This is a genomic window from Brucella pseudogrignonensis (assembly GCF_002252525.1).
GTDB lineage: Bacteria > Pseudomonadota > Alphaproteobacteria > Rhizobiales > Rhizobiaceae > Brucella > Brucella pseudogrignonensis.
Genome location: NZ_NNRM01000012.1, coordinates 1 through 18,766, shown reverse-complemented (window position 1 = coordinate 18,766; position 18,766 = coordinate 1). Strand labels below are relative to the sequence as shown.

The window sequence follows — 18,766 nt, the reverse complement described above, 5'->3', positions numbered from 1 at the left end:
AAAACCTCCCGTTCAAGGATCGATGACGTGGCCGCGCCATGGATTTCGGCCGTCGCGAAGCCACAGAAGCGTCTCCAGCCAGAAGCCGGAGGCATGGCTGTCGTGGAACAGGCCGAAATGTCCGACCGTGTCGCGGCCAAAGTCCGACGGCCGTAGCAGCACCGCGATTCGCTCGGCGCTGCCGGTGTAGTATTTCAACGTCCGGCGAATGGCGGCCGGCGTCCCAAGCTCGTCGTCGGACATGGCCACTGCCAGGATCGGCGCCGTGACGGCAGCCATGCGGTCGAGCGCGCCCCGCCTCACCGCGCGCGGATGGCTATGCTCGAAACGCGGCCGGCGAAAACTCCATTCAAGAGCGACGCCAGCCGGCAGGTCTTCCAGCCAACCCAGCCGGCGGCCGGGAAAATAGCCAAAGGCAAGTGTCAGCGCGGGCATCGCGACATGCCATTTGAGAAACAGGTGGAGCCGCCGATGCAAGGCGTAGTCGCCCCACCAGGCATATTGGGCGCCAACGGTCAGCATGCGCTCGATGCGGCGAGCACTCGCAGCGAGTCCCGGCAGGAAGCCGCCGACGCTGTGCCCGACCACCAGCACTCTGTCATGACGACCCTGCTGCTCTATGAACCTGATGGCGGCTTCAAAATCCAGCTCGCCCCAGTCACGCCAGCGATAGCCGCAGCCATGCAGACGGACGGGCCGCGACAGCCCGATGCCGCGATAATCATAGGTCAGCACGTCGAATCCGTGCTCCACGAGGAAACGGGCATAGCGATGGTAATAGCGCGCGAGCACCCCGGTTGCAGGATTGATAATGACGGTCCCCATAGGGTCCGCTTGCCGGACCCGCCAGAGATGGCCGGCAAGCAGAACACCGTCTGGTGAGGAAAGCTCGACCGGCTGTCCTTCAATAAGAGTGGTGTTTGAAGACGGGTTACGCATGCCGGAAGGATAAACGTGTAGGCCGGTTGAGTATATTCACTAGTCGGTATACATTCGGGCATGGCTAGATCACTGAGACCGACACGCGAGCGCATCATTGAGGCAGCCGGGAAGCTGTTCCACGCGGAAGGCATCCGCGCCGTGAGCGTCGACGCGGTCGCCGAAAAGGTCGGGCTCACGAAGCGAACGCTCTATTATCACTTCCGCAGCAAGGACGACCTGATCGCCGCCTATCTCGAAACGCGCGACCAGCCGAACCTTGCGTTGTTCCAGCACTGGTTCGCCGAGACCGAGGGCAACACGGCGGACAAGGTGCAAGGCATTTTCCGCAATCTGGCGGCGTCTGCGCGGCATCCCAAGTGGAAGGGGTGCGGGTTCCTGCGCACTTCGGTCGAGCTCATCCACCTGCCGGGACATCCGGCGATCCTCGCGGGCCGCGCGCACAAGAAGCGGGTCGAGGACTGGCTCTGCGTCGTGCTGGAGGAAATCCGGGCCCCCGACGAAGCGCGCCGTCTCGCGCGGCAGATCGTTCTTCTTCTCGATGGCGCATTCGCCGTCGTGCTTCTGCACCGGGACACCAGCTATATGGACAGCGCCGGCGAAGCGGCTGCGCAATTGGTCCGCGGCTGATGCGAATGAACGAGTCGCAGGTCCGTCGAGATTGGCCTGCCGACTTGCGGCGATTTGGTCGAGAAGCTACGGCAGGAGGACCTGCGCATCGCTTTTGATCTGCTCATAGACGGGTTGGCGGATGCGGTTTCGGCTTGAGTAACCGTTTTCGGATACCTCGCCTGAAGGGCGTAATTACTGATAGTCGGCTTTGCGTTTTCCCGGGTTTACGATCCGATAGAACTTTGGGGGAAAGTCTTCCCCCTGGCCGGCGCCGAAGTCGCCGGCACACCCCCTTCTGCGGGGAGACCCCGCAACGCCCCCCGAGAGTCAGAGTGCGGACTGGGTTAGCCGTGACGGGTTGAGGGCTGGGAGAGAGGCTCCCGGCGCCCGTCGCGGAGAACCGCGATGTCCAGACATGACCGCACCCCTCGCACCGGCTCCGACCGGACGAACCTTTACGACGAAATCACCGACAAGATCATCGCCGACCTCGAGGCCGGGCGCTTCCCGTGGGTGCAGCCCTGGGGCAAGGCCGAGGCCAAAGCCCCGCTTGGGCTTCCGAACAACGCCAGCACCGGCCGCGCCTATAGCGGCATCAACATTCTCATCCTCTGGGGCGCAGTCGTACAGCATGGCTTTCCCGGTCAGGGCTGGCTCACATACCGTCAGGCGGCCGCGCTTGGCGGAAATGTCCGCAAGGGCGAGCACGGCACCACCGTCGTCTATGCCGACCGCTTCATCCCCGAGGACGAGAAGCGGCGGGCGCGCGAAAGCGGCGAGGAAGCCCAGGCCATACCTTTTCTCAAGCGGTTCACCGTGTTCAACACGGCCCAGTGCGAGGGCCTGCCCGACGACATCACCGTTGCCGCGCCGCTCCCGCCGCCCGGCCTCATCGAACCGACGGTCGAGGCTCTCATCAAGGCGACCGCCATTGACTTCCGCATTGGTGGCGATCGGGCCTTCTACATGCCTACGCTCGACTACGTGGCCGTGCCACCGCCGCAAGCCTATTTCGAGCCGATCAACTGGCACAGGACCGCGCTCCACGAGATCGGCCACGCCAGCGGCCACCACAGCCGGCTGAACCGCGATCTCTCCGGTTCCTTTGGAACCAGGAAGTATGCGTTCGAGGAGCTCGTGGCCGAGATGAGCTCCGCCTTCTGCTGCGCCTCGCTCGGCATCGTCCCGACCGTACGACACGCCGATTATATCGGATCGTGGCTGGAGGTGCTACGCGAGGACAATCGCGCCATCGTCCGCGCCGCCTCGCAGGCCAGCAGAGCGGCCGACTGGATCTTGTCCTTCCTTCCCGAGACCGATGCTCCCGCCGCCGGCGCAATCGACAGAAGGGCGGCGTGATGCGTTTTCGTCGCTGGCATCGGTCCGCACCCTATGGAGACACGTCGCGTAAACGCGCGGCATTTCTCCGCAAGCAGCGCCTCCAACGCGAGGCGCTGCCGCTTTTCGCCGAAGAGATCGCCGCCGGTCAGCTCTCCGTCGACGAGGAAATGGCCCGTCGAGCTGTCTGGTGGGACGAGGCCGAACGCGAGCGCCGCCGTCAGCGCGCTGCCTGGTGGCGCAAGGGCCGCGCTCGGCTCTTCGCGCTTCCGGACACGCTGCGCGCGCGGGTGCGCGAGATCTGGCGGGCCTGCCCGTATCCGGCCGATCCGGCGAGCTTCGCCGATTTCCTCCATCAAATCGCGGTCGGGAAGCTAAACCCCTGGCGGCCACCATGGAAATTCCATGAGGACCGCGAGGCGCGGATCACGCGCGACCCGGCGACGTTCGACCAGGCCTTCCGCCAGATCGGCCGCAGACAGAAAGGCGACGGGCCGAAGACCACACCGGCCGACGAGCTGCTGTTCTGCGGGAATCTCGGCTCAGGCATCATTTTCTTGCGGTCGCGTGTCCGACCGATTGAGCGCCACGAAAGCTTCTACGTCTCCTACAGCCACCGCCCAAGCGTCTCCAACGACAGGGGCGGCCACTTCGTCGAGATCGAGGTGATGGGGGAGTGCTCGGATGCGGAGCTGTCAACAATAAAGCGGATCGCACAGGCCGCCGATACGCGCCTTGTCGTCATCCGTCGTGCAGCGCGCAGGATCCAGGCCACGGAGGGGGGCGGCCACCTCACACCGAGCCCGCCTTAGCCGCCGGAGAGGAAGAGGGGGGATGGGGATTTATGACGGGTTTAGGGCTGAGAGAGAGGCTCTCGGCGCCCGTCACGGAGTAGCCACCATGGCCCGAGCCAAGAAGAAGCCTGCCCTCGAACTGATCGAGTTCTCGCGAGCGCGCGACATTCCCTTCAACCGCATCCGTTTGTCCCACGACAATGTGCGCGAAACCGATGTCGAAGCCGGTCTCGACGATCTCGCCTATGACGTCGAACGACGCGAAGATCTGATCCAGGGCATCAACGTCCGCGCCATCCTCGATGCCGACGGCAACGAGACCGGAGATTTCGAGACGCCGGCCGGCGGCCGCCGTTTCCGCGTCATCGCCCGGCTGGTGGAGAGGGGCCGCTTCCCCGCCGATGGTCTGGTTCCCTGCATCGTCAAGAAAGCCAACGCCAAGACATCGGCCATCGACGACTCGCTCGCCGAGAACACGTTCCGGCTCGCGCTTCATCCGCTCGACCAGTTCAAGGCATTCAAGCGGATGGTCGACGGCGGCATGACCAACGCCGAGGTCGCGAGTGCTTATTTCACCACGGAGCGCTATGTGGATCAGCGCCTTGCACTGGCGAAGGTCTCGCCCACGCTCCATGCCGTCTATACAGAGAACAGCATGACGCTGGCGATGCTCGAGTCGTTCACCGCGCACCCGGATCACGCACGGCAGGAACAGGTCTGGGACGCCGTCCGGCAATCCCACCATCGCGAGCCCTGGCGCATTCGCAACATGCTGACCGAGACCAGCGTTCCCGCATCCGACAAGCGGGTGCTCTTCATCGGCCTCGACACCTATGTGGCGGCCGGCGGGCCGGTTCTGCCGCGTTACCTCTTCGACGATGAGGAAGACGGCTGGCTCGACGATGTGCCGCTTCTCGATCGCCTCGTCGCCGAAAAGCTTAAAGGGGTCGCTGCGGCGGTGGCCGCCGAAGGCTGGAAGTGGGTCTCGGCGGACCTCTATCTTCCATACGGCCATCAGTATGGGCTGCGACCCATCCCGGGCGAAATCGATGATTTGACCGAGGAAGAAAATGCGGCCTTCCTGGCGCTGCGCGACGAACACGCCGACCTCGAAGACAAATATCATGCGGTCGACGAACTGCCGCGCGAAATCGACTATCGTCTTGCGGAGCTTGAAAAGCAGATCGAGGCCTTCGAGCGTCGCCGGGTTATCTACGACCCCGCCGAGATTGCCATCGCCGGCGTCTTCGTCACTGTCGATGAGGATGGCGAGCTCGTTGTCGATCGCGGCTGGGTCCGTCCCGAGGACGAGCCGACCGCGTCCGTCGAGGGCGAAACGCCGGAGATCGAGGGCGACGGGGATGCCGACGGCGTGACCACGTCCGATGTCCAGCACGCCGTGATCACCGTCGGCGGTCAGCCGGTCGAGTTCGACGAGGAAGAGGACATGATCAGGCCTCTTCCCGAGAAGCTCGTCGCCGAGCTGACGGCACACCGCACCGTTGCGTTGAGCGACGCCGTGGCCGCCAATCCGCATATCGCCATGACGGCGCTGCTGCATCGTCTCGTACGCGACCGCTTCAAGCGGTCTCCGAGAGGCGCGACCGTTCAGGTCGAGGTTCAGGAAGTCTACTTCCGCGAACAGGGCATCGATCTCAAGAACAGCCCCTATGCGAAGTCGGTGGCAGAACGGCACGCCGGCTGGAAGGCAGGTATTCCGGCCGATGATGACGCTCTCTGGGATTGGCTCGACGCCCTCGATCTCGATAGCCGGCTGGCTCTTCTCGCTCATTGCGTGTCCTACGGCATCAACGCGCTCTACGAGCGGCCGAATCCGCACAGTGCCACCGGCATTTCTGAATACGACCTTCGCACCCGTATGGCCGAGGCCGACCGCCTTGCCCGCGTCACGGGTCTCGACATGGCGGAGGCCGGCTTCCGTCCTACCGTCACGAACTACCTCGGCCGCGTGACCAAGTCCCGCATCCACGAAGCCGTGCATGAGGCGCTGGGCGAAGAAACAGCGCGTCTCATCGACCACATGAAGAAGGATGAGATGGCGCGTCAGGCCGAACGCCTCCTGGCCGACACCGGCTGGCTGCCGGAACCGCTTCGCCTCTTTGTCGAGGAGCCGGCCGCCGACATGCAGGCAGTAGCCCAGGAAGATGATGTGGCGCTGCCGGAGTTCCTTGCCGGCGATGACAAGGCGGATGCGTCCAACGATCCGGTGGTTCTCGTCGCCGCCGAATGACACCGAACGTCGAGGCGGCTTCGGTCGCCTCGCATTTCATTCTTCCCACTTCACGGCCCGGCCTCTCGCCGGGCCATTTTCGTTTCAGGAGACCATCGTGGCCATTCCCGATCCAGTCCGCACAAACTTCAACACGCTGCTGTGCGCCGCCGGCGACGGCAATCTGGCGCTCACGGAGTGCCTGGACGCCGTCACCCCGTGAGCGTCGCTACGTCCTCTGCGCCGTGGGCCGCGCAGAGGGCGGCCATATCGTCATGACGCCGTTCGGCCATCTCGCCGATGGCAACCCCTTTGATGCTTACCTTCCGCCCGATCCCGACGATCCGAACGGCTTCATCTCAACGCCGGACGGGGGGACTGCGACATGATTACCGTCGAAGAGATACTGGCTGCGGACCTGCGCTGCCCTCCCTCGCAGCGCTCGCTGCCGTGGCCCGAAACCCGCAATGGCGTCACCGTCGTCGTCGAGCCGAAGCCGCATTGGGCTGCTGATATGGCAGCTTTCCGGCTTCAGGATCGGTCCTGGTGCTACTACGCCGACTGGATCGAGAACGGCCCAGCCGCGCGGTTCTTCGATCACCCCGAAACCAGCGGCAGCGACGTGATGACCAATGCTCACGCCATGCTCGCGCGCGAAATCGCGCAGGGGCTCTGGCGCATATGAAGAGGAAGAGAGCGGACGGGCCTGGCTGGTTTCGGACCGGCGAAGAGAGAGCGCTCACCGGACCTGTCTCCATCCTCTCTCAGGAGAACCAGGCCATGACGCTCCAGACCAGCGCACGCCACTTTGCGACCCTTGTACCGTATGATCGTCGCGAAAACTTCCTGCCGACATTGTTCGGTCTCCGGCACCTCATAATCGCGGAAAACGCCGTCTATCATTTCATGGAGCGGCTCAGTCCTTATGACTATGGCGGCGGTTTCTGGGATTTTTTCGAGCTCCGGGGCCGGCCTCTGTTCCTCGCGCCTACGTCCCGCAAGCGCATGCGGATCGAAAGCGGGATCACCGAGTTCCGTGGCGAGGTCTCCGCGGAGGCCGCGGGCATCATCGCGACCCTGTTCGTCCTGTCGCACCTCTCCATCCAATACGAATCCGATCATCTCGCCGAAGGCTATCATCGCCTCCATGACTATCTGGACGGACATCCCGAAGCATCGGCGATCTATCAGGCAATCGATTGAAGGACATCGAGCGTCCCGTCTTCCTGGCGGGGCGCTTTTTTCATGCCGGCCACGGCCGCCATTCGAGAGCGATAGAGGGAGAGGGGTGTCGGTTTGACCGTGACGGGATGATGGGCGGGAGAGAGGCTTCCGCCGCCTGTCACGGAGACTTCACGATGAACAGCTTCAGCATTGCCAACCTCGGCGCGAGAACCTTTCCCGCAGTCGCGGCGCTCACCGCCGCCCGAAAGCTTCCGCTGCGAATAACCTGCCTCGGTGAGGCCCGCTATGCCGGGAACGATCCGGATCTCGATTCCTGCACCCTAATCAGCACGGTCGATCTCTGCCAGTGCAGTTCCCTCGACGACGCGATCGCCTGCGTCGAACGCCTCTCCCGCCGCGATCGCTTCGAGACCGGCGAAGGCGACGCCATGACGTTCAAGCCTCGACTGTTCGTCGTTATCGACGGAGAACAATGCCAGGTTCTCGCTGGCGAGCCTTCGCATCGCAGCGTTCGTTGGTGCGATCCCGTCGCTTCGGATGGCGAAACGCGCCTCGTCGTCGCGAAGGCCAGCAAGCTGCGTGGGGAAGCGTCGTCCGAGGCGCGCCGGGACAATGCCGCTTCCGCCCAGGACCTGCGCTTCCGCGCCAGCATCCTTGAGGGCCGGCTTGTCCATGCCGACTGGCGGCAGACGGTGCGGGCCGCGCTGCTGAGGGCGGCGTGACGCCAGACCCCGGTTTTCCGATCCAGCCCGGCCACCGCGCCGGACACATTCATTTGAGGAGTATCCCAATGCCGAAATTTGTTGTCCGCAAAGGCCACGATGCCTTCGTCTACTACGAGACCGTCGTTGAGGCCGACACGTCCGAAGAGGCGCGAAGCCTCGCCAAAAGTGTCCACTACGATGGCGAATGGCTCGCCACCGGCGACGTGCAGGAGTTCGACGATTACGAAATCGACGAGCACAGCGGCGTGCGCCTGCTCGAACCGCGAGAGACCGTCGAAGCGTTTCACACCATCACCGTGACGGCCCGCGAGCGCGACGCCGTGCTCGCCGGTCTCTCCACCCTTCAGCTTGCTCTTATCAATGGGCCCCTCGATCCGGTGTTCACGGGCGACCTCACCAACAACGGCGCGCACGCCGGCCTCGAACTCCACGAGATCGACGAACTGTACCGACGCTTCAAAGTCTAGGAGGCGGCGGTGTACGCCACCTATCTCCGTCTCGACATTCTGGTCTGGGACAGCGACCGCGCCGTCATCCGGGCGGCGCGGCGCAAGCTGTCCCGCTCAGCCTGGAACGATCCCGAAAAGCGGGACGCGCGAAAGCGCTTCTATCGCGAGATGTTAGGCCACCACGCCGAGGCTCAGCGGACTGTGGCGCACTTCCGCCTCTGACCACGACACCACCGTATCCATCGACCATCGCCCGGCCGTCGCGCCGGGCTTTCTCGTTTTCAGGAGCCCGACATGGCCGACCACTTCACCCATTTCTCATGCCTGCTGGACGTCGGCACACCCGACAATGCCGCCCGCGCGCTTGCGCTTTACAATCAGCTTTCCGAAGACGGCGCATCCGAGGATCCGCCCTCGGACGGTTTCCTCTTGTCGATCCAGCCCGAGCACGGCGGCAGCAAGCTCTGGATGCGCGACGACGTCACCGGCGATCCGGAACGCCTCCTTCAGTTCGTCAGGATCTGCGCCGCGGAGTTTGGCCTGAAAGGCCGCTGGGGCTTCCAGTACGCCAACTCCTGCTCGCAGCCGCGTGTCGACGCCTTCGGCGGCGGCGCGCATGTAGTCGACCTCACCACTGGCAAGACGATCGCATGGACCTACACCGATGGGTGGCTTGCGTGGGTCCTCGGCGGAGGCGATCCCGATGAGTAAGGTGATCGAGACGAAGGTCTATCAACTTGCTGAGCTATCCGACGCCGCCAGGGAGAACGCCCGAGCATGGTATCGAGAGGGCGGCTTCGACTATGACTGGTACGCTACCATCTTCGATGATTTCGAGCAGATTTGCGAAATCCTCGGCGTTCGCCTGAAGGCGCGCGCCGTCCGGCTGATGGGCGGCGGAACCCGGCAGCAGCCACGCATCTACTTCACCGGCTTCTGGTCGCAAGGGGACGGCGCCTGCTTCGAGGCGTTCTATTCCTACCGGAAGAACGCCTCGCGCGACATCCGGGGCCATGCCCCGAAGGACGACCGCCTGCATGCCATCGCCGACGGTTTGCAGACCGTCCAGCGACGGAATTTCTATCAGCTCCGCGCTGATGTCAGCCACCGTGGCCACTACTATCACGCCTATTGCATGGCGATCTCTGTCGAGCGGGACAGTCCGACCTGGCAGGGCATGACCGCCCATGCCGGGGAGATCGTGACCGAGGCGCTGCGCGATCTCGCTGACTGGCTCTACCGGCAGCTCGAACGCGAATACGAATACCTGACCTCGGATGAGTCCGTCGAGGAGACCATCATCGCGAACGAATATACCTTCACCGAAGCCGGCCGTCGCTTCGGCTGACGCTGTCGAGCGTCCCGTCTCCAAGCCGGGACGCTCCTGGCATGGTCGCGTTGGCTCGCCTGGCGGGTCGTTGGGGCCGCGCTACCACTCACCCTTACGCCGGTCCACCGCGTATTCGAAGCGCAGCGCCCACGGCCGGATCGCCAGATTGTCATCCGTCCGCGTCACGCGCAGTCGCGACATTCCCGGCGCGACGGTCGGCGCAGCGTCGAAAACGACGGGGATCGTGTAAACCTCCCGTGCCTGCCGGTTCTGGTAGCGGGCCTCCGCTTTGACAATGACCGCGGGCGCGATGTCCCAGATCTCCGACAGGGCCGCGAGGCCAACCGCGATCGCGATGGTGCAGGCACGGAAGGCGGTCGAGGTCGACCAATGCCCCTCTCCGAAACCCGGCAAATCGGACGTGATCGTCGATGCCGCGAACGCCAGGATGATGAGCCAGTAGAATCTCGGCGCACGCGGAAGCAGCCATGTCCTCACGAGCTTAATCCTTCCAATATCGCGGTTTTTTCGGGATTTGCGCGAGCAAACCTGCGCCAAATCTAGCCCGCTCGATTGTAGATCAAAGCCGTCGTCTCAACGAGGTGACGGCCGGAAACCTCCGGCGGCGAACGGCTGCTCTCGGCGATTTCGCGGAAGCTGTGAGAGGAAGAGAGGGGCCGGGACGGATTTGAGCCGGTGCGGTCGAGAGAGAGCGCTGCGCGGCTCGATCCCGTCCGCTCTCCCGAGGTTCCCCATCATGAACGTTACATCCGCAACCGCGGCCGCCGAGGTCGCCGCATCGCTTCCGCCCGTCGTCGCTTCCGGCATGGCATCGGCGATCGTCGCGGCCGCGCAGCTTCTTCTGCCTCACCTGGAACGCGGTCAGCCTATCAACGCCACCGTGCTGCGCGGCGCGATGGAATCCGCATTCGGCGCTTCCGACACCGCCGGCGCGTGGGACTGGAAAACGGCCTACGAGGCATGCGAGGTCACGACCGTCCTCATGCTGCGCAAATACGGAAAGCCGCTTTTCCGCAAAGCCGGCTCTCCGCAAGCGATCCTGTCGCAACTCTCCAAGATCGCCGGGCTGGTGCCGACGCACACGCGCCGTTCCGACGAGGCGCAGAGCTTCCAGCAGTTCTCGACGCCGATCCCCCTCGGCCTGGCGGCGTCGGTCGCCGCGGCGATTACGCCCGCCGACCGGGTGCTGGAGCCCTCGGCCGGGACCGGGCTTCTCGCTATCCTGGCCGAGATCGCCGGGGGCTCGCTCCTGCTCAACGAGCTTGCCGACACCCGCGCCGATCTTCTCTCACTCCTCTTTCCGGCCCTTTCCATCACGCGCTTCGACGCGGCCCAGATCGACGATCACCTCGACCGGGCTCTCCTCCCGACCGTCATTCTCATGAACCCGCCGTTCTCGGTGTTGGCGAATGTCGAGGGACGCATCGCTGACGCCGCCTTCCGGCATGTCGCCTCGGCGCTGTCGCGCCTCGCGCCCGGCGGCAGGCTCGTGGCGATCACCGGTGCGAACTTCGCGCCCGACTCGCCAGCATGGTCTTCGGCTTATGCCCGTCTGCAGGAACGCGGCCGCGTCGTCTTTTCCGCCGCTATCGACGGCTCGGTCTATGCCAAGCATGGCACGACCATCCCGACGCGGCTGACCGTCATCGACAAGCTTCCGGCTGCCGATCCGTCCGTCCCGGCCGCGCCCGGGGTCGCGCCTGATGTTGCCACGCTTCTTGGATGGCTGGCCGAGCATCTCCCGGCGCGCCTGCCGGTCGATCCGGCGATCGCTGTGCCGGTCGCCGCGCCTGTCGCGGCCCGGACTGTGCGCGCCTACGTCAACCGGGCGGCCAAGGCGGCACCTGCTGTGACGCATTCTCAGCCGGAGGGCGTTCCGCTCGCCTATGAGACCGTTGACTGGAAGCCCGCCGAGGCCGGACGCCTCTCCGACGCGATCTATGAGGAATACGGCCTACAGACCATCCGGATTTCCGGCGCCGCGGCGCATCCCACCCAGCTCGTCCAGTCGGCGTCGATGGCGAGCGTCGCCCCGCCGAAGCCGAGCTATCGCCCGACCCTGCCGGCGAACGTGCTTGGTCTGCTGTCGGACGCGCAGCTCGAAACCGTCATCTATGCCGGCGAAGCACATGCCGACTTCCTCGCCGGCAAATGGACGGTCGACATCACCTTCGACAAGCTGTCCGCCGCCGTCGAGGACGCAAAAGGCGCTGTCCGTCTCCGCCAGGGCTTCATGATCGGGGACGGCACTGGCGTCGGCAAGGGACGCGAGTCGGCCGCGATCATCCTCGACAACTGGCTCCAGGGCCGGCGCAAGGCGGTCTGGATCTCCAAATCCGACAAGCTTATCGAGGACGCGCAGCGCGATTGGAGTGCGCTCGGCATGGAGCGCCTTCTGGTCACGCCGCTATCGCGTTTCCCGCAGGGCAAGCCGATCGCGCTGAACGAAGGCGTCCTATTTTTAACCTACGCCACGCTGCGCTCCGACGACCGCGGAGAGAGGGTTTCGCGGGTCAAGCAAATCGTTGAATGGTTGGGCTCCGACTTCGATGGAGTGGTGATTTTCGACGAGGCGCACCAGATGCAGAACGCCGCGGGCGGTAAGGGAGAACGCGGTGATGTCGCCGCCTCGCAGCAAGGCCGCGCCGGCCTGCGCCTCCAGAATGCGCTTCCGAACGCCCGTATCGTTTATGTCTCCGCCACCGGCGCGACCACCGTCCACAATCTCGCCTATGCGCAGCGGCTCGGGCTATGGGGCGGCGAGGATTTCCCCTTCGCCACGCGCGCCGAGTTCGTCGAGGCGATCGAGGCCGGCGGCGTCGCGGCGATGGAGGTGCTCGCCCGCGATCTGCGCGCCCTCGGCCTCTACACCGCCCGCTCGCTTTCCTTCGCCGGCGTCGAATACGAGCTCGTCGAGCATGAGCTGACGGCCGAGCAGATCCGCATCTACGACGCCTATGCCGCGGCCTTCGCCGTCATCCATAACAATCTCGATGCGGCGATGCAGGCGGCCAACATCACTGGCGGCGGCGAAGGCGGGTCGGGCACGCTGAACAAGCAGGCGAAGTCCGCCGCGCGCTCGGCCTTCGAAAGCGCCAAGCAGCGCTTCTTTGGCCATCTGTTGACTTCAATGAAGACGCCGACCCTGCTGCGCTCGATAGCCGCCGATCTGGAGGCGGGACATTCGGCCGTCATCCAGATCGTCTCGACCGGCGAGGCGCTGATGGAACGGCGGTTGGCGGAGCTACCGACGGAGGAGTGGAACGACGTCCGCGTCGACATCACTCCGCGCGAGTACGTCCTCGATTATCTCGCCCATTCCTTCCCCGTCCAGCTCTACGAGCCGTTCACGGATTCGGAGGGCAATCTGTCGTCTCGACCGGTCTATCGCGACGGCCAGCCGGTCGAAAGCCGGGAGGCCGTCGCCCGCCGCGACGCGCTGATCGCCAAGCTCGCCAACCTGCCGCCGGTTCCCGGCGCGCTCGACCAGCTTGTCCAGTATTTCGGCACGGACACCGTTGCCGAGGTGACGGGCCGGTCGCGACGCATCGTGCGCAAGGGCGGCGGCAGCGTCGCCGTCGACCGCCTTGTCGTCGAGACGCGCGCCGGAGCCGCCAATCTCGCCGAGACCCAATCCTTCATGGACGACGCCAAGCGCGTGCTCGTCTTCTCCGACGCCGGCGGCACCGGGCGCAGCTACCATGCGGAGAAGTCGGCGAAGAACACGCGGCTGCGCATCCACTATCTGCTCGAGGCAGGCTGGAAGGCAGACGCCGCCATCCAGGGCCTTGGCCGCACGCACCGCACCAACCAGGCGCAGCCGCCGCTGTTCCGGCCGATCTCGACCAATGTGAAGGCCGAGAAGCGCTTCCTCTCGACCATCGCCCGCCGCCTCGACACGCTGGGCGCGATCACGCGCGGCCAGCGCCAGACGGGCGGCCAGGGGCTGTTCCGCCCCGAGGACAATCTGGAAAGCCATTACGCCCGCGATGCACTGCGCCAGCTCTACCTTCTGCTGGTGCGCGGCAAGGTCGAGGGTTGCTCGCTCGACCGCTTCGAGCGGGCCACCGGCCTAAAGCTGATGGATTCGACGGGCATTAAGGACGAGCTGCCGCCGATTACGACGTTTCTCAATCGCATGCTCGCTCTCACGATCGAACTTCAGGGCATCCTCTTCACCGCCTTCGAGCAGCTCCTGACCGCCCGGATCGAGGGTGCGATCGCCTCGGGAACCTATGACGCCGGGCTGGAGACGCTGCGCGCCGAGAGCTTCGTCGTCGTCGATCGCCAGACGATCTACACGTATCCGCGCACCGGCGCGGAAACCAGCCTGCTCACGATCAACGAGCGCAGGCGCAACCGGCCGGTGACGCTCGACGCAGCTCTCGCCGAACTCGGCGATCCGCGCGCAAAGCTGCTCGTCAACGAGCGCTCCGGCCGAGCCGCCGTCCAGATCCCGGCGAGCAGCGTCATGCTTGATGATGGCGAGGTCGAACGGCGCGTCCGCCTGATCCGCCCGACCGAGGCCCACAATATCCCGGTGCGCTTCATGGGAGAGACCCACTGGGTCGAAACCGACCGGAACACCTTCGCCTCAGCCTGGAGCGCCGAGATCGCCGAGGTGCCGGAGTTCACCGACGCGACGCTTCACATGGTCACAGGACTGCTTTTGCCGATCTGGAAACGGCTGCCGAACGAATCGACGCGCGTCTACCGGCTCCAGACAGACGAGGGCGAGCGCATCATCGGTCGCAGGGTCTCGCCGAAATGGGCGGCGACCGCCACCACGACCGGCGCGGTAAGGATCACGTCAGACGACGCCTTCACGGCGCTGATGGACGGCCGGACGATCCTCGACCTCGCCGAGGGCCTTCAGCTTCGCCGCGTCCGCGTTATGGGCGCGAACCGCATCGAGCTGTCGGGCTTCGACGACACGATGCGCGAGCGCCTGACGGCCTACGGATTGTTCCACGAGATCATCTCGTGGAAGCTGCGCATGTTCGTGCCGACCGACGCGAATGGCCCGGTCGTGCTTGCCAAAGTGCTCGACCGATTTCCGGTCGAACGCATCGGCGAGCGGGAGGCCGCCTGATGTCCCGTCAAGACGCCTCCGAACTGGCTATCCGCCTCGGCCATCACGCCGAAGCGGTTTGCCGCCAATACTTGTCATCCGGCCGACGCGCCGGGCGGTACTGGCAGGTTGGCGATGCGCGCAACAGCCCCGGACGCTCGATGTTCGTGCGCCTGACCGGGCCTGAAACCGGCAAGGGCGCAGCCGGCAAATGGACCGACGCATCGACCGGGGAACACGGCGATCTCCTCGATGTCATCCGCGAGGCGCTCGGCCTCATCGACTTCAAGGACGTGGCAGAGGAAGCGCGCCGGTTCCTCTCGCTCCCTCATCCCGAGCCGGAGAAGACGGGGACGCCGACCGGCAGCACGTCCAGCCCCGCGCCGTCGGGATCGCCGGAAGCCTCGCGCCGACTTTTCGCGATGTCGCAGCCGATCGGCGGCACGCTTGCGGAAATCTACCTCAACGGGCGGTCGATCACGTCGCTATCCGGCGTCACCGCGCTGCGCTACCATGGTCGGTGCTACTATAAACCGGACGAGCATTCGCCCACCGAGATCTGGCCGGCGATCGTCGCGTCCGTCACCGACCTCAACGGCAGGCAGACCGGCGCGCACCGCACCTGGCTTTCGCCGGACGGTTCGGGCAAGGCGCCCGTCGATTCACCGCGACGGGCGATGGGAGACCTTCTCGGGCACGGCGTCCGGTTCGGCGTCGCGGATGAGGTGCTGGCAGCCGGCGAGGGCATCGAGACCGTGCTGTCGCCCCGTCAGGTCATGCCCCACATGCCCATGATGGCGGCGCTCTCGGCCGCGCACCTCGCCGCCATCCTGTTTCCGCCGACGCTCCGCAGGCTCTATGTCCTCCGCGATCGCGATCCGGCCGGAGATGGCGCACGCGACAGCCTGCTTGCCAGAGCAGCGAGCCTCGGGATCGAGGCGATTTCCCTGTCGCCGAAGCTTGAGGACTTCAACGAGGATCTGCGATGGCGCGGAGTCGACGCCCTCCGGGCGGCCCTGATGGAGCAAATTCATCCTGACGACGTCCGCCGTTTCGTGGACGGCTGAGGCGATCGGCGGGGGATAAGGCGCGGTAAAGGCGTCTTCACCTGCGGTCTCCGTTCATCATCGCAAGCGGCCTTTGCTGTCCGAGAGCCCGCAGCCACGGCCTTCTGAGAGGGCGATCGGCCCACAAACGGCCCGGCCGGGCAATGGCGCGGCGCCCGGCTATTTTCCGCCGGCGGCTGTGCCGCCTTTGCATCGCGAAGCAAAATAGCCGGGCTTGGCCATCGAGGCCCTCGCGAGAGACGAGGGCTGCCAGTCCGGTCCGCCTGTGGGCGTCGACGCCTGCGAAGGCCGCGATGGTCGCGGTCTCCAGACGAAGGACGCTCACGATGACGAACGAAGACGAAACCGCAGGCTACGAGCCGATCCACACCTCGTCCCCCACCGATCATGTCCTCAACGAACTCCAGCTCTACGGCTGGCGGCCGTATCAGGACGAACCCGATCCGAGGCCGCTTCCGGAGGGCAACGCCGTCGCCGCAGCCGTCGCCGATATCTTCGACGCCCTGATCGCCACGCTCGGCGACACGCGCCTCGAACCCGATCTCGAAGAACTGCTCTGGGGAGCCGTTAATCTCTTCCACCGCGCCACCGCTCGGGTGGAGCGCGAGCTGGACGACAACGAGCTTGCGCAGCGTCGCCTCCAGAAAGAACAGGACGGCAGCGAGGTGAAGTCGGTCGAGCTCGAACGCCTCACGGCAGAGGGCCAGACCATGATCGAACGGCGCAACAGCATGGAGCTCTTCCGCGATGTCTCCGCCGAGGCCTTCGAGCACCACACCGGCAGCGCCTGGCGGCCCCGCACCGGCTCGAAGGTCAGCCATCGCAACCTGACAGCCGCGATGATCGACTCCAGAGACTACCTTGCCGCGAAGCGCCGGGCTGAGAAGGAGGTGCTGCTGCCCGCCGGTCCGAAGGTCGCCGTCTCGGGCGGAACCAACTTCAACGACCACACCCTGATCTGGGCCAAACTCGATCAGGTCCATGCGAAGCACGCCGACATGGTGCTCATCCATGGTGGCGCGAAGACGGGCGCAGAGCGCATCGCTGCTCGTTGGGCAGAAAACCGCAAGGTGCCGCAGATCGCCTTCACGCCCGACTTCGAGAAGTATCCGGCGAAACAGGCTCCCTACAAGCGCAACGACACTATGCTGGAGGTGCTGCCGGTCGGCGTCCTCGTCTTCGGCGGCGGCGGCATTCAGGGAAACCTCGCGGACAAGGCTCGCAAGCTCGGCATCCCCACCATGCAATTTGATGGCGGCGCGTAAGCGCCGCCTTCGGGGGGCTGTCCGGCCCCCAAATACTTGACTAAAGGAGAAGTTGATGGCTTTGTTTGCACATCCATGCAGCACCGGCGCAGTAGCATAGTCGCAGGCGGAGCGTATTTGCGGGCAGCCTGTCGTAACCCTCAACCGTTCATCTGGAGGTTTCGATGTCGCTGATCTTGCTTGCTATCTCGTTGACGATAACGCTCTGCATCATCGCCTACAATTTTGCTATCTACGCCTTGCCCTTCATGGTCGGCCTCTCGGCCGCGCAATATGCTTGGGGGGCCGGCGCCGGGCTTTTCCTGTCCGGTCTTGCCGCCATGGGCGCCGCCTTGCTATCGATTGCGCTGGTGATCGTGGTTCTAGGCTTTGCCAGGAATCCGGCCCTGCGCCTGATCGCGCTGGCGATCTTCGCGATTCCGGCCACCATTGCGGGATACTCCCTCGTGCTCGGCGTCACAAAGAACGCGATTGACTCGACGATAGTGCTCAATCTGCTCGGCGGCGCGGGCGGCCTGTTCATCGGCATAGCCGCGATTGTCAACGTCAACGCCCTCGGCGTCTCGGTGTTTTCGCGCTGACCCGCCGACCGCGATCGATCACTGCCATAAGAAAACCAGGGCGGCTTGCGCCGCCGGATGTCCGGCTTTCCCGCTCAGGTCAGGCATGGAGCGTCGATGCTGTGGCCCCGTGCCGCCGTTTCCCGTCAGCATCACCCGGTCGCTCGGGATCGCCCGACCATCGGCATGACTCCCGCAGGCCGTGAACGGCTGTTGCGCCGTCGGTCAGTCCCCTTCGCGCCGTGAAAGCAAGCCGCGATCACCTTCATTCCCACCCCTCGCAATTCTGTCGGATCGCACCTTCCGCCATCGAAGCGGATGCGGCGCCATTCCGTGCCATTCGGCCGACAGCCTTGTTCGTCCTCGTCCCGGACAGCTTCCGCGAGCGAAGAAGCGGGTGGCCGGAAATGGAAGATTCCGGATGCCGCCCTGGGCGGCGCAGACTCATAGGGCCTGCCGTTTCGCTGCTGCCGGCAAGGACGATGGTTCGGCTGTGCGTCTCGGTTCGTATGCGTTCAGAGGCACCAATCCCTCCGACTGACGGATCCCCTAAGTCCGTTCGGTTTCCGGCCGCAACCCACGCGGCTCCGGACCGTGTTGCCGCGCAAGCGCGGCTGCCCGCCCCACTCCGGGCCTTATGGGCGAGCTGCCCGCAAGCAGGCAGTTGCAGGCGTCTCCCGCCGTCCTTGGCCGGGTCTCGTCGGAGGGATGGTCCCTCCGAGAGGCAACGGAGACCTACAATGCAGAACATCGTCATTCTCGCCGGCAACATCGGTCAGGACCCCGAAACCCGCTCCACCCAGGGCGGCACCCGGATCACCCACTTCACGCTGGCCACCTCGCGCCCCCGCTACTCGGAAGGCAAGGTTGTCCGGGATGAGAAGGGCTACCGGGTTCAGGACACCGAGTGGCACCGCATCACCGCCTTCAACGGCCTCGGCAAGACGATCCAGGAATATTGCGAGAAGGGTATGAAGGTTCTGGTTCGCGGCCGCATCCACTACACGAAGTGGACCGATCAGGAGGGCAACGATCGCTACGGCAGCGAGATCATCGCCGAGACGGTCGACTTCCTGAGCCGGGCGCAGCAAAGCGAAAACGGAGCCGGCCAGCGCGATCTCGACGACGACATCCCGTTCTGAGCGGGAAAGCCGGACATCCGGCGGCGCAAGCCGCCCTG

18 protein-coding genes and 1 pseudogene are annotated in these 18,766 nt (G+C 65.1%); 17 read left to right on the top strand and 2 right to left on the bottom strand.

Going from position 1 to position 18,766, the window contains the following annotated elements; translation table 11 throughout:
• Window positions 1-12: 12 nt before the first annotated feature.
• On the bottom strand, window positions 13-939 hold the full coding sequence (locus CEV34_RS04030; protein WP_094543294.1) for an alpha/beta hydrolase family protein: 927 nt from the start codon (window positions 937-939) through the stop codon (window positions 13-15).
• Between the two features lie 60 nt (window positions 940-999).
• Between CEV34_RS04030 and CEV34_RS04025 the strand changes: the two genes are divergently transcribed.
• From CEV34_RS04025 to CEV34_RS03970, 12 genes and pseudogenes are all read left to right on the top strand, one after another.
• Window positions 1,000-1,569, top strand: coding sequence for a TetR/AcrR family transcriptional regulator (locus tag CEV34_RS04025; protein WP_094543292.1), 570 nt, complete (start codon window positions 1,000-1,002; stop codon window positions 1,567-1,569).
• A gap of 387 nt (window positions 1,570-1,956) precedes the next feature.
• The gene (locus CEV34_RS04020) at window positions 1,957-2,910 is read left to right on the top strand and encodes an ArdC family protein (protein ID WP_094543291.1); all 954 of its coding nucleotides are present in this window, start codon (window positions 1,957-1,959) and stop codon (window positions 2,908-2,910) included.
• Complete coding sequence (locus CEV34_RS04015) at window positions 2,910-3,701, top strand: hypothetical protein (protein ID WP_094543289.1); 792 nt, start codon at window positions 2,910-2,912, stop codon at window positions 3,699-3,701. The genes CEV34_RS04020 and CEV34_RS04015 overlap by 1 nt, the downstream gene beginning before the upstream one ends.
• An 88-nt stretch (window positions 3,702-3,789) precedes the next feature.
• Window positions 3,790-5,934 carry a ParB/RepB/Spo0J family partition protein gene (locus CEV34_RS04010; RefSeq protein ID WP_094543287.1) on the top strand — a complete coding sequence of 715 codons (2,145 nt, stop codon included), beginning with the start codon at window positions 3,790-3,792 and terminating at the stop codon, window positions 5,932-5,934.
• A gap of 97 nt (window positions 5,935-6,031) precedes the next feature.
• Window positions 6,032-6,302 (top strand): annotated as a pseudogene (locus CEV34_RS04005) (DUF6117 family protein).
• On the top strand, window positions 6,299-6,598 hold the full coding sequence (locus CEV34_RS04000) for a hypothetical protein (RefSeq protein WP_094543285.1): 300 nt from the start codon (window positions 6,299-6,301) through the stop codon (window positions 6,596-6,598). Before CEV34_RS04005 ends, CEV34_RS04000 begins: the two are co-directional and overlap by 4 nt.
• 95 nt (window positions 6,599-6,693) lie before the next feature.
• Window positions 6,694-7,116, top strand: coding sequence for an antirestriction protein (locus CEV34_RS03995; protein ID WP_094543282.1), 423 nt, complete (start codon window positions 6,694-6,696; stop codon window positions 7,114-7,116).
• Between the two features lie 155 nt (window positions 7,117-7,271).
• Window positions 7,272-7,820 (top strand): hypothetical protein, encoded by a 549-nt coding sequence (locus tag CEV34_RS03990; protein ID WP_094543279.1) that lies wholly within the window; start codon window positions 7,272-7,274, stop codon window positions 7,818-7,820.
• A 68-nt stretch (window positions 7,821-7,888) separates the two neighbouring features.
• Entirely contained in the window at window positions 7,889-8,290 is a 402-nt protein-coding gene (locus tag CEV34_RS03985) for a hypothetical protein (protein ID WP_094543276.1), read from the top strand.
• Between the two features lie 9 nt (window positions 8,291-8,299).
• Window positions 8,300-8,494, top strand: a complete 195-nt coding sequence (locus CEV34_RS03980) for a hypothetical protein (protein WP_094543274.1) — start codon at window positions 8,300-8,302, stop codon at window positions 8,492-8,494.
• A gap of 72 nt (window positions 8,495-8,566) precedes the next feature.
• Entirely contained in the window at window positions 8,567-8,983 is a 417-nt protein-coding gene (locus CEV34_RS03975; RefSeq protein ID WP_094543271.1) for a hypothetical protein, read from the top strand.
• Entirely contained in the window at window positions 8,976-9,620 is a 645-nt protein-coding gene (locus CEV34_RS03970) for an antitoxin of toxin-antitoxin stability system (protein WP_094543269.1), read from the top strand. The genes CEV34_RS03975 and CEV34_RS03970 overlap by 8 nt, the downstream gene beginning before the upstream one ends.
• An 81-nt stretch (window positions 9,621-9,701) precedes the next feature.
• On the opposite strand, the gene CEV34_RS03965 is transcribed toward CEV34_RS03970, so the two are convergent.
• Window positions 9,702-10,100: a hypothetical protein gene (locus tag CEV34_RS03965; RefSeq protein ID WP_143853304.1), complete on the bottom strand. Its 399-nt coding sequence runs from the start codon at window positions 10,098-10,100 to the stop codon at window positions 9,702-9,704.
• A 259-nt stretch (window positions 10,101-10,359) separates the two neighbouring features.
• Between CEV34_RS03965 and CEV34_RS03960 the strand changes: the two genes are divergently transcribed.
• The 5 genes from CEV34_RS03960 to CEV34_RS03935 all read left to right on the top strand — a co-directional run bounded on the left by CEV34_RS03960 (window position 10,360) and on the right by CEV34_RS03935 (window position 18,728).
• Window positions 10,360-14,715, top strand: coding sequence for a strawberry notch family protein (locus CEV34_RS03960; protein ID WP_094543264.1), 4,356 nt, complete (start codon window positions 10,360-10,362; stop codon window positions 14,713-14,715).
• Window positions 14,715-15,761: a DUF7146 domain-containing protein gene (locus CEV34_RS03955; RefSeq protein ID WP_094543262.1), complete on the top strand. Its 1,047-nt coding sequence runs from the start codon at window positions 14,715-14,717 to the stop codon at window positions 15,759-15,761. The genes CEV34_RS03960 and CEV34_RS03955 overlap by 1 nt, the downstream gene beginning before the upstream one ends.
• Window positions 15,762-16,087: 326 nt before the next feature.
• Complete coding sequence (locus CEV34_RS03945) at window positions 16,088-17,026, top strand: DUF2493 domain-containing protein (RefSeq protein WP_094543259.1); 939 nt, start codon at window positions 16,088-16,090, stop codon at window positions 17,024-17,026.
• A 164-nt stretch (window positions 17,027-17,190) separates the two neighbouring features.
• Window positions 17,191-17,607 (top strand): hypothetical protein, encoded by a 417-nt coding sequence (locus tag CEV34_RS03940; protein ID WP_094543256.1) that lies wholly within the window; start codon window positions 17,191-17,193, stop codon window positions 17,605-17,607.
• 719 nt (window positions 17,608-18,326) lie between these two features.
• Window positions 18,327-18,728 carry a single-stranded DNA-binding protein gene (locus tag CEV34_RS03935; RefSeq protein WP_094543254.1) on the top strand — a complete coding sequence of 134 codons (402 nt, stop codon included), beginning with the start codon at window positions 18,327-18,329 and terminating at the stop codon, window positions 18,726-18,728.
• Window positions 18,729-18,766: the final 38 nt, after the last annotated feature.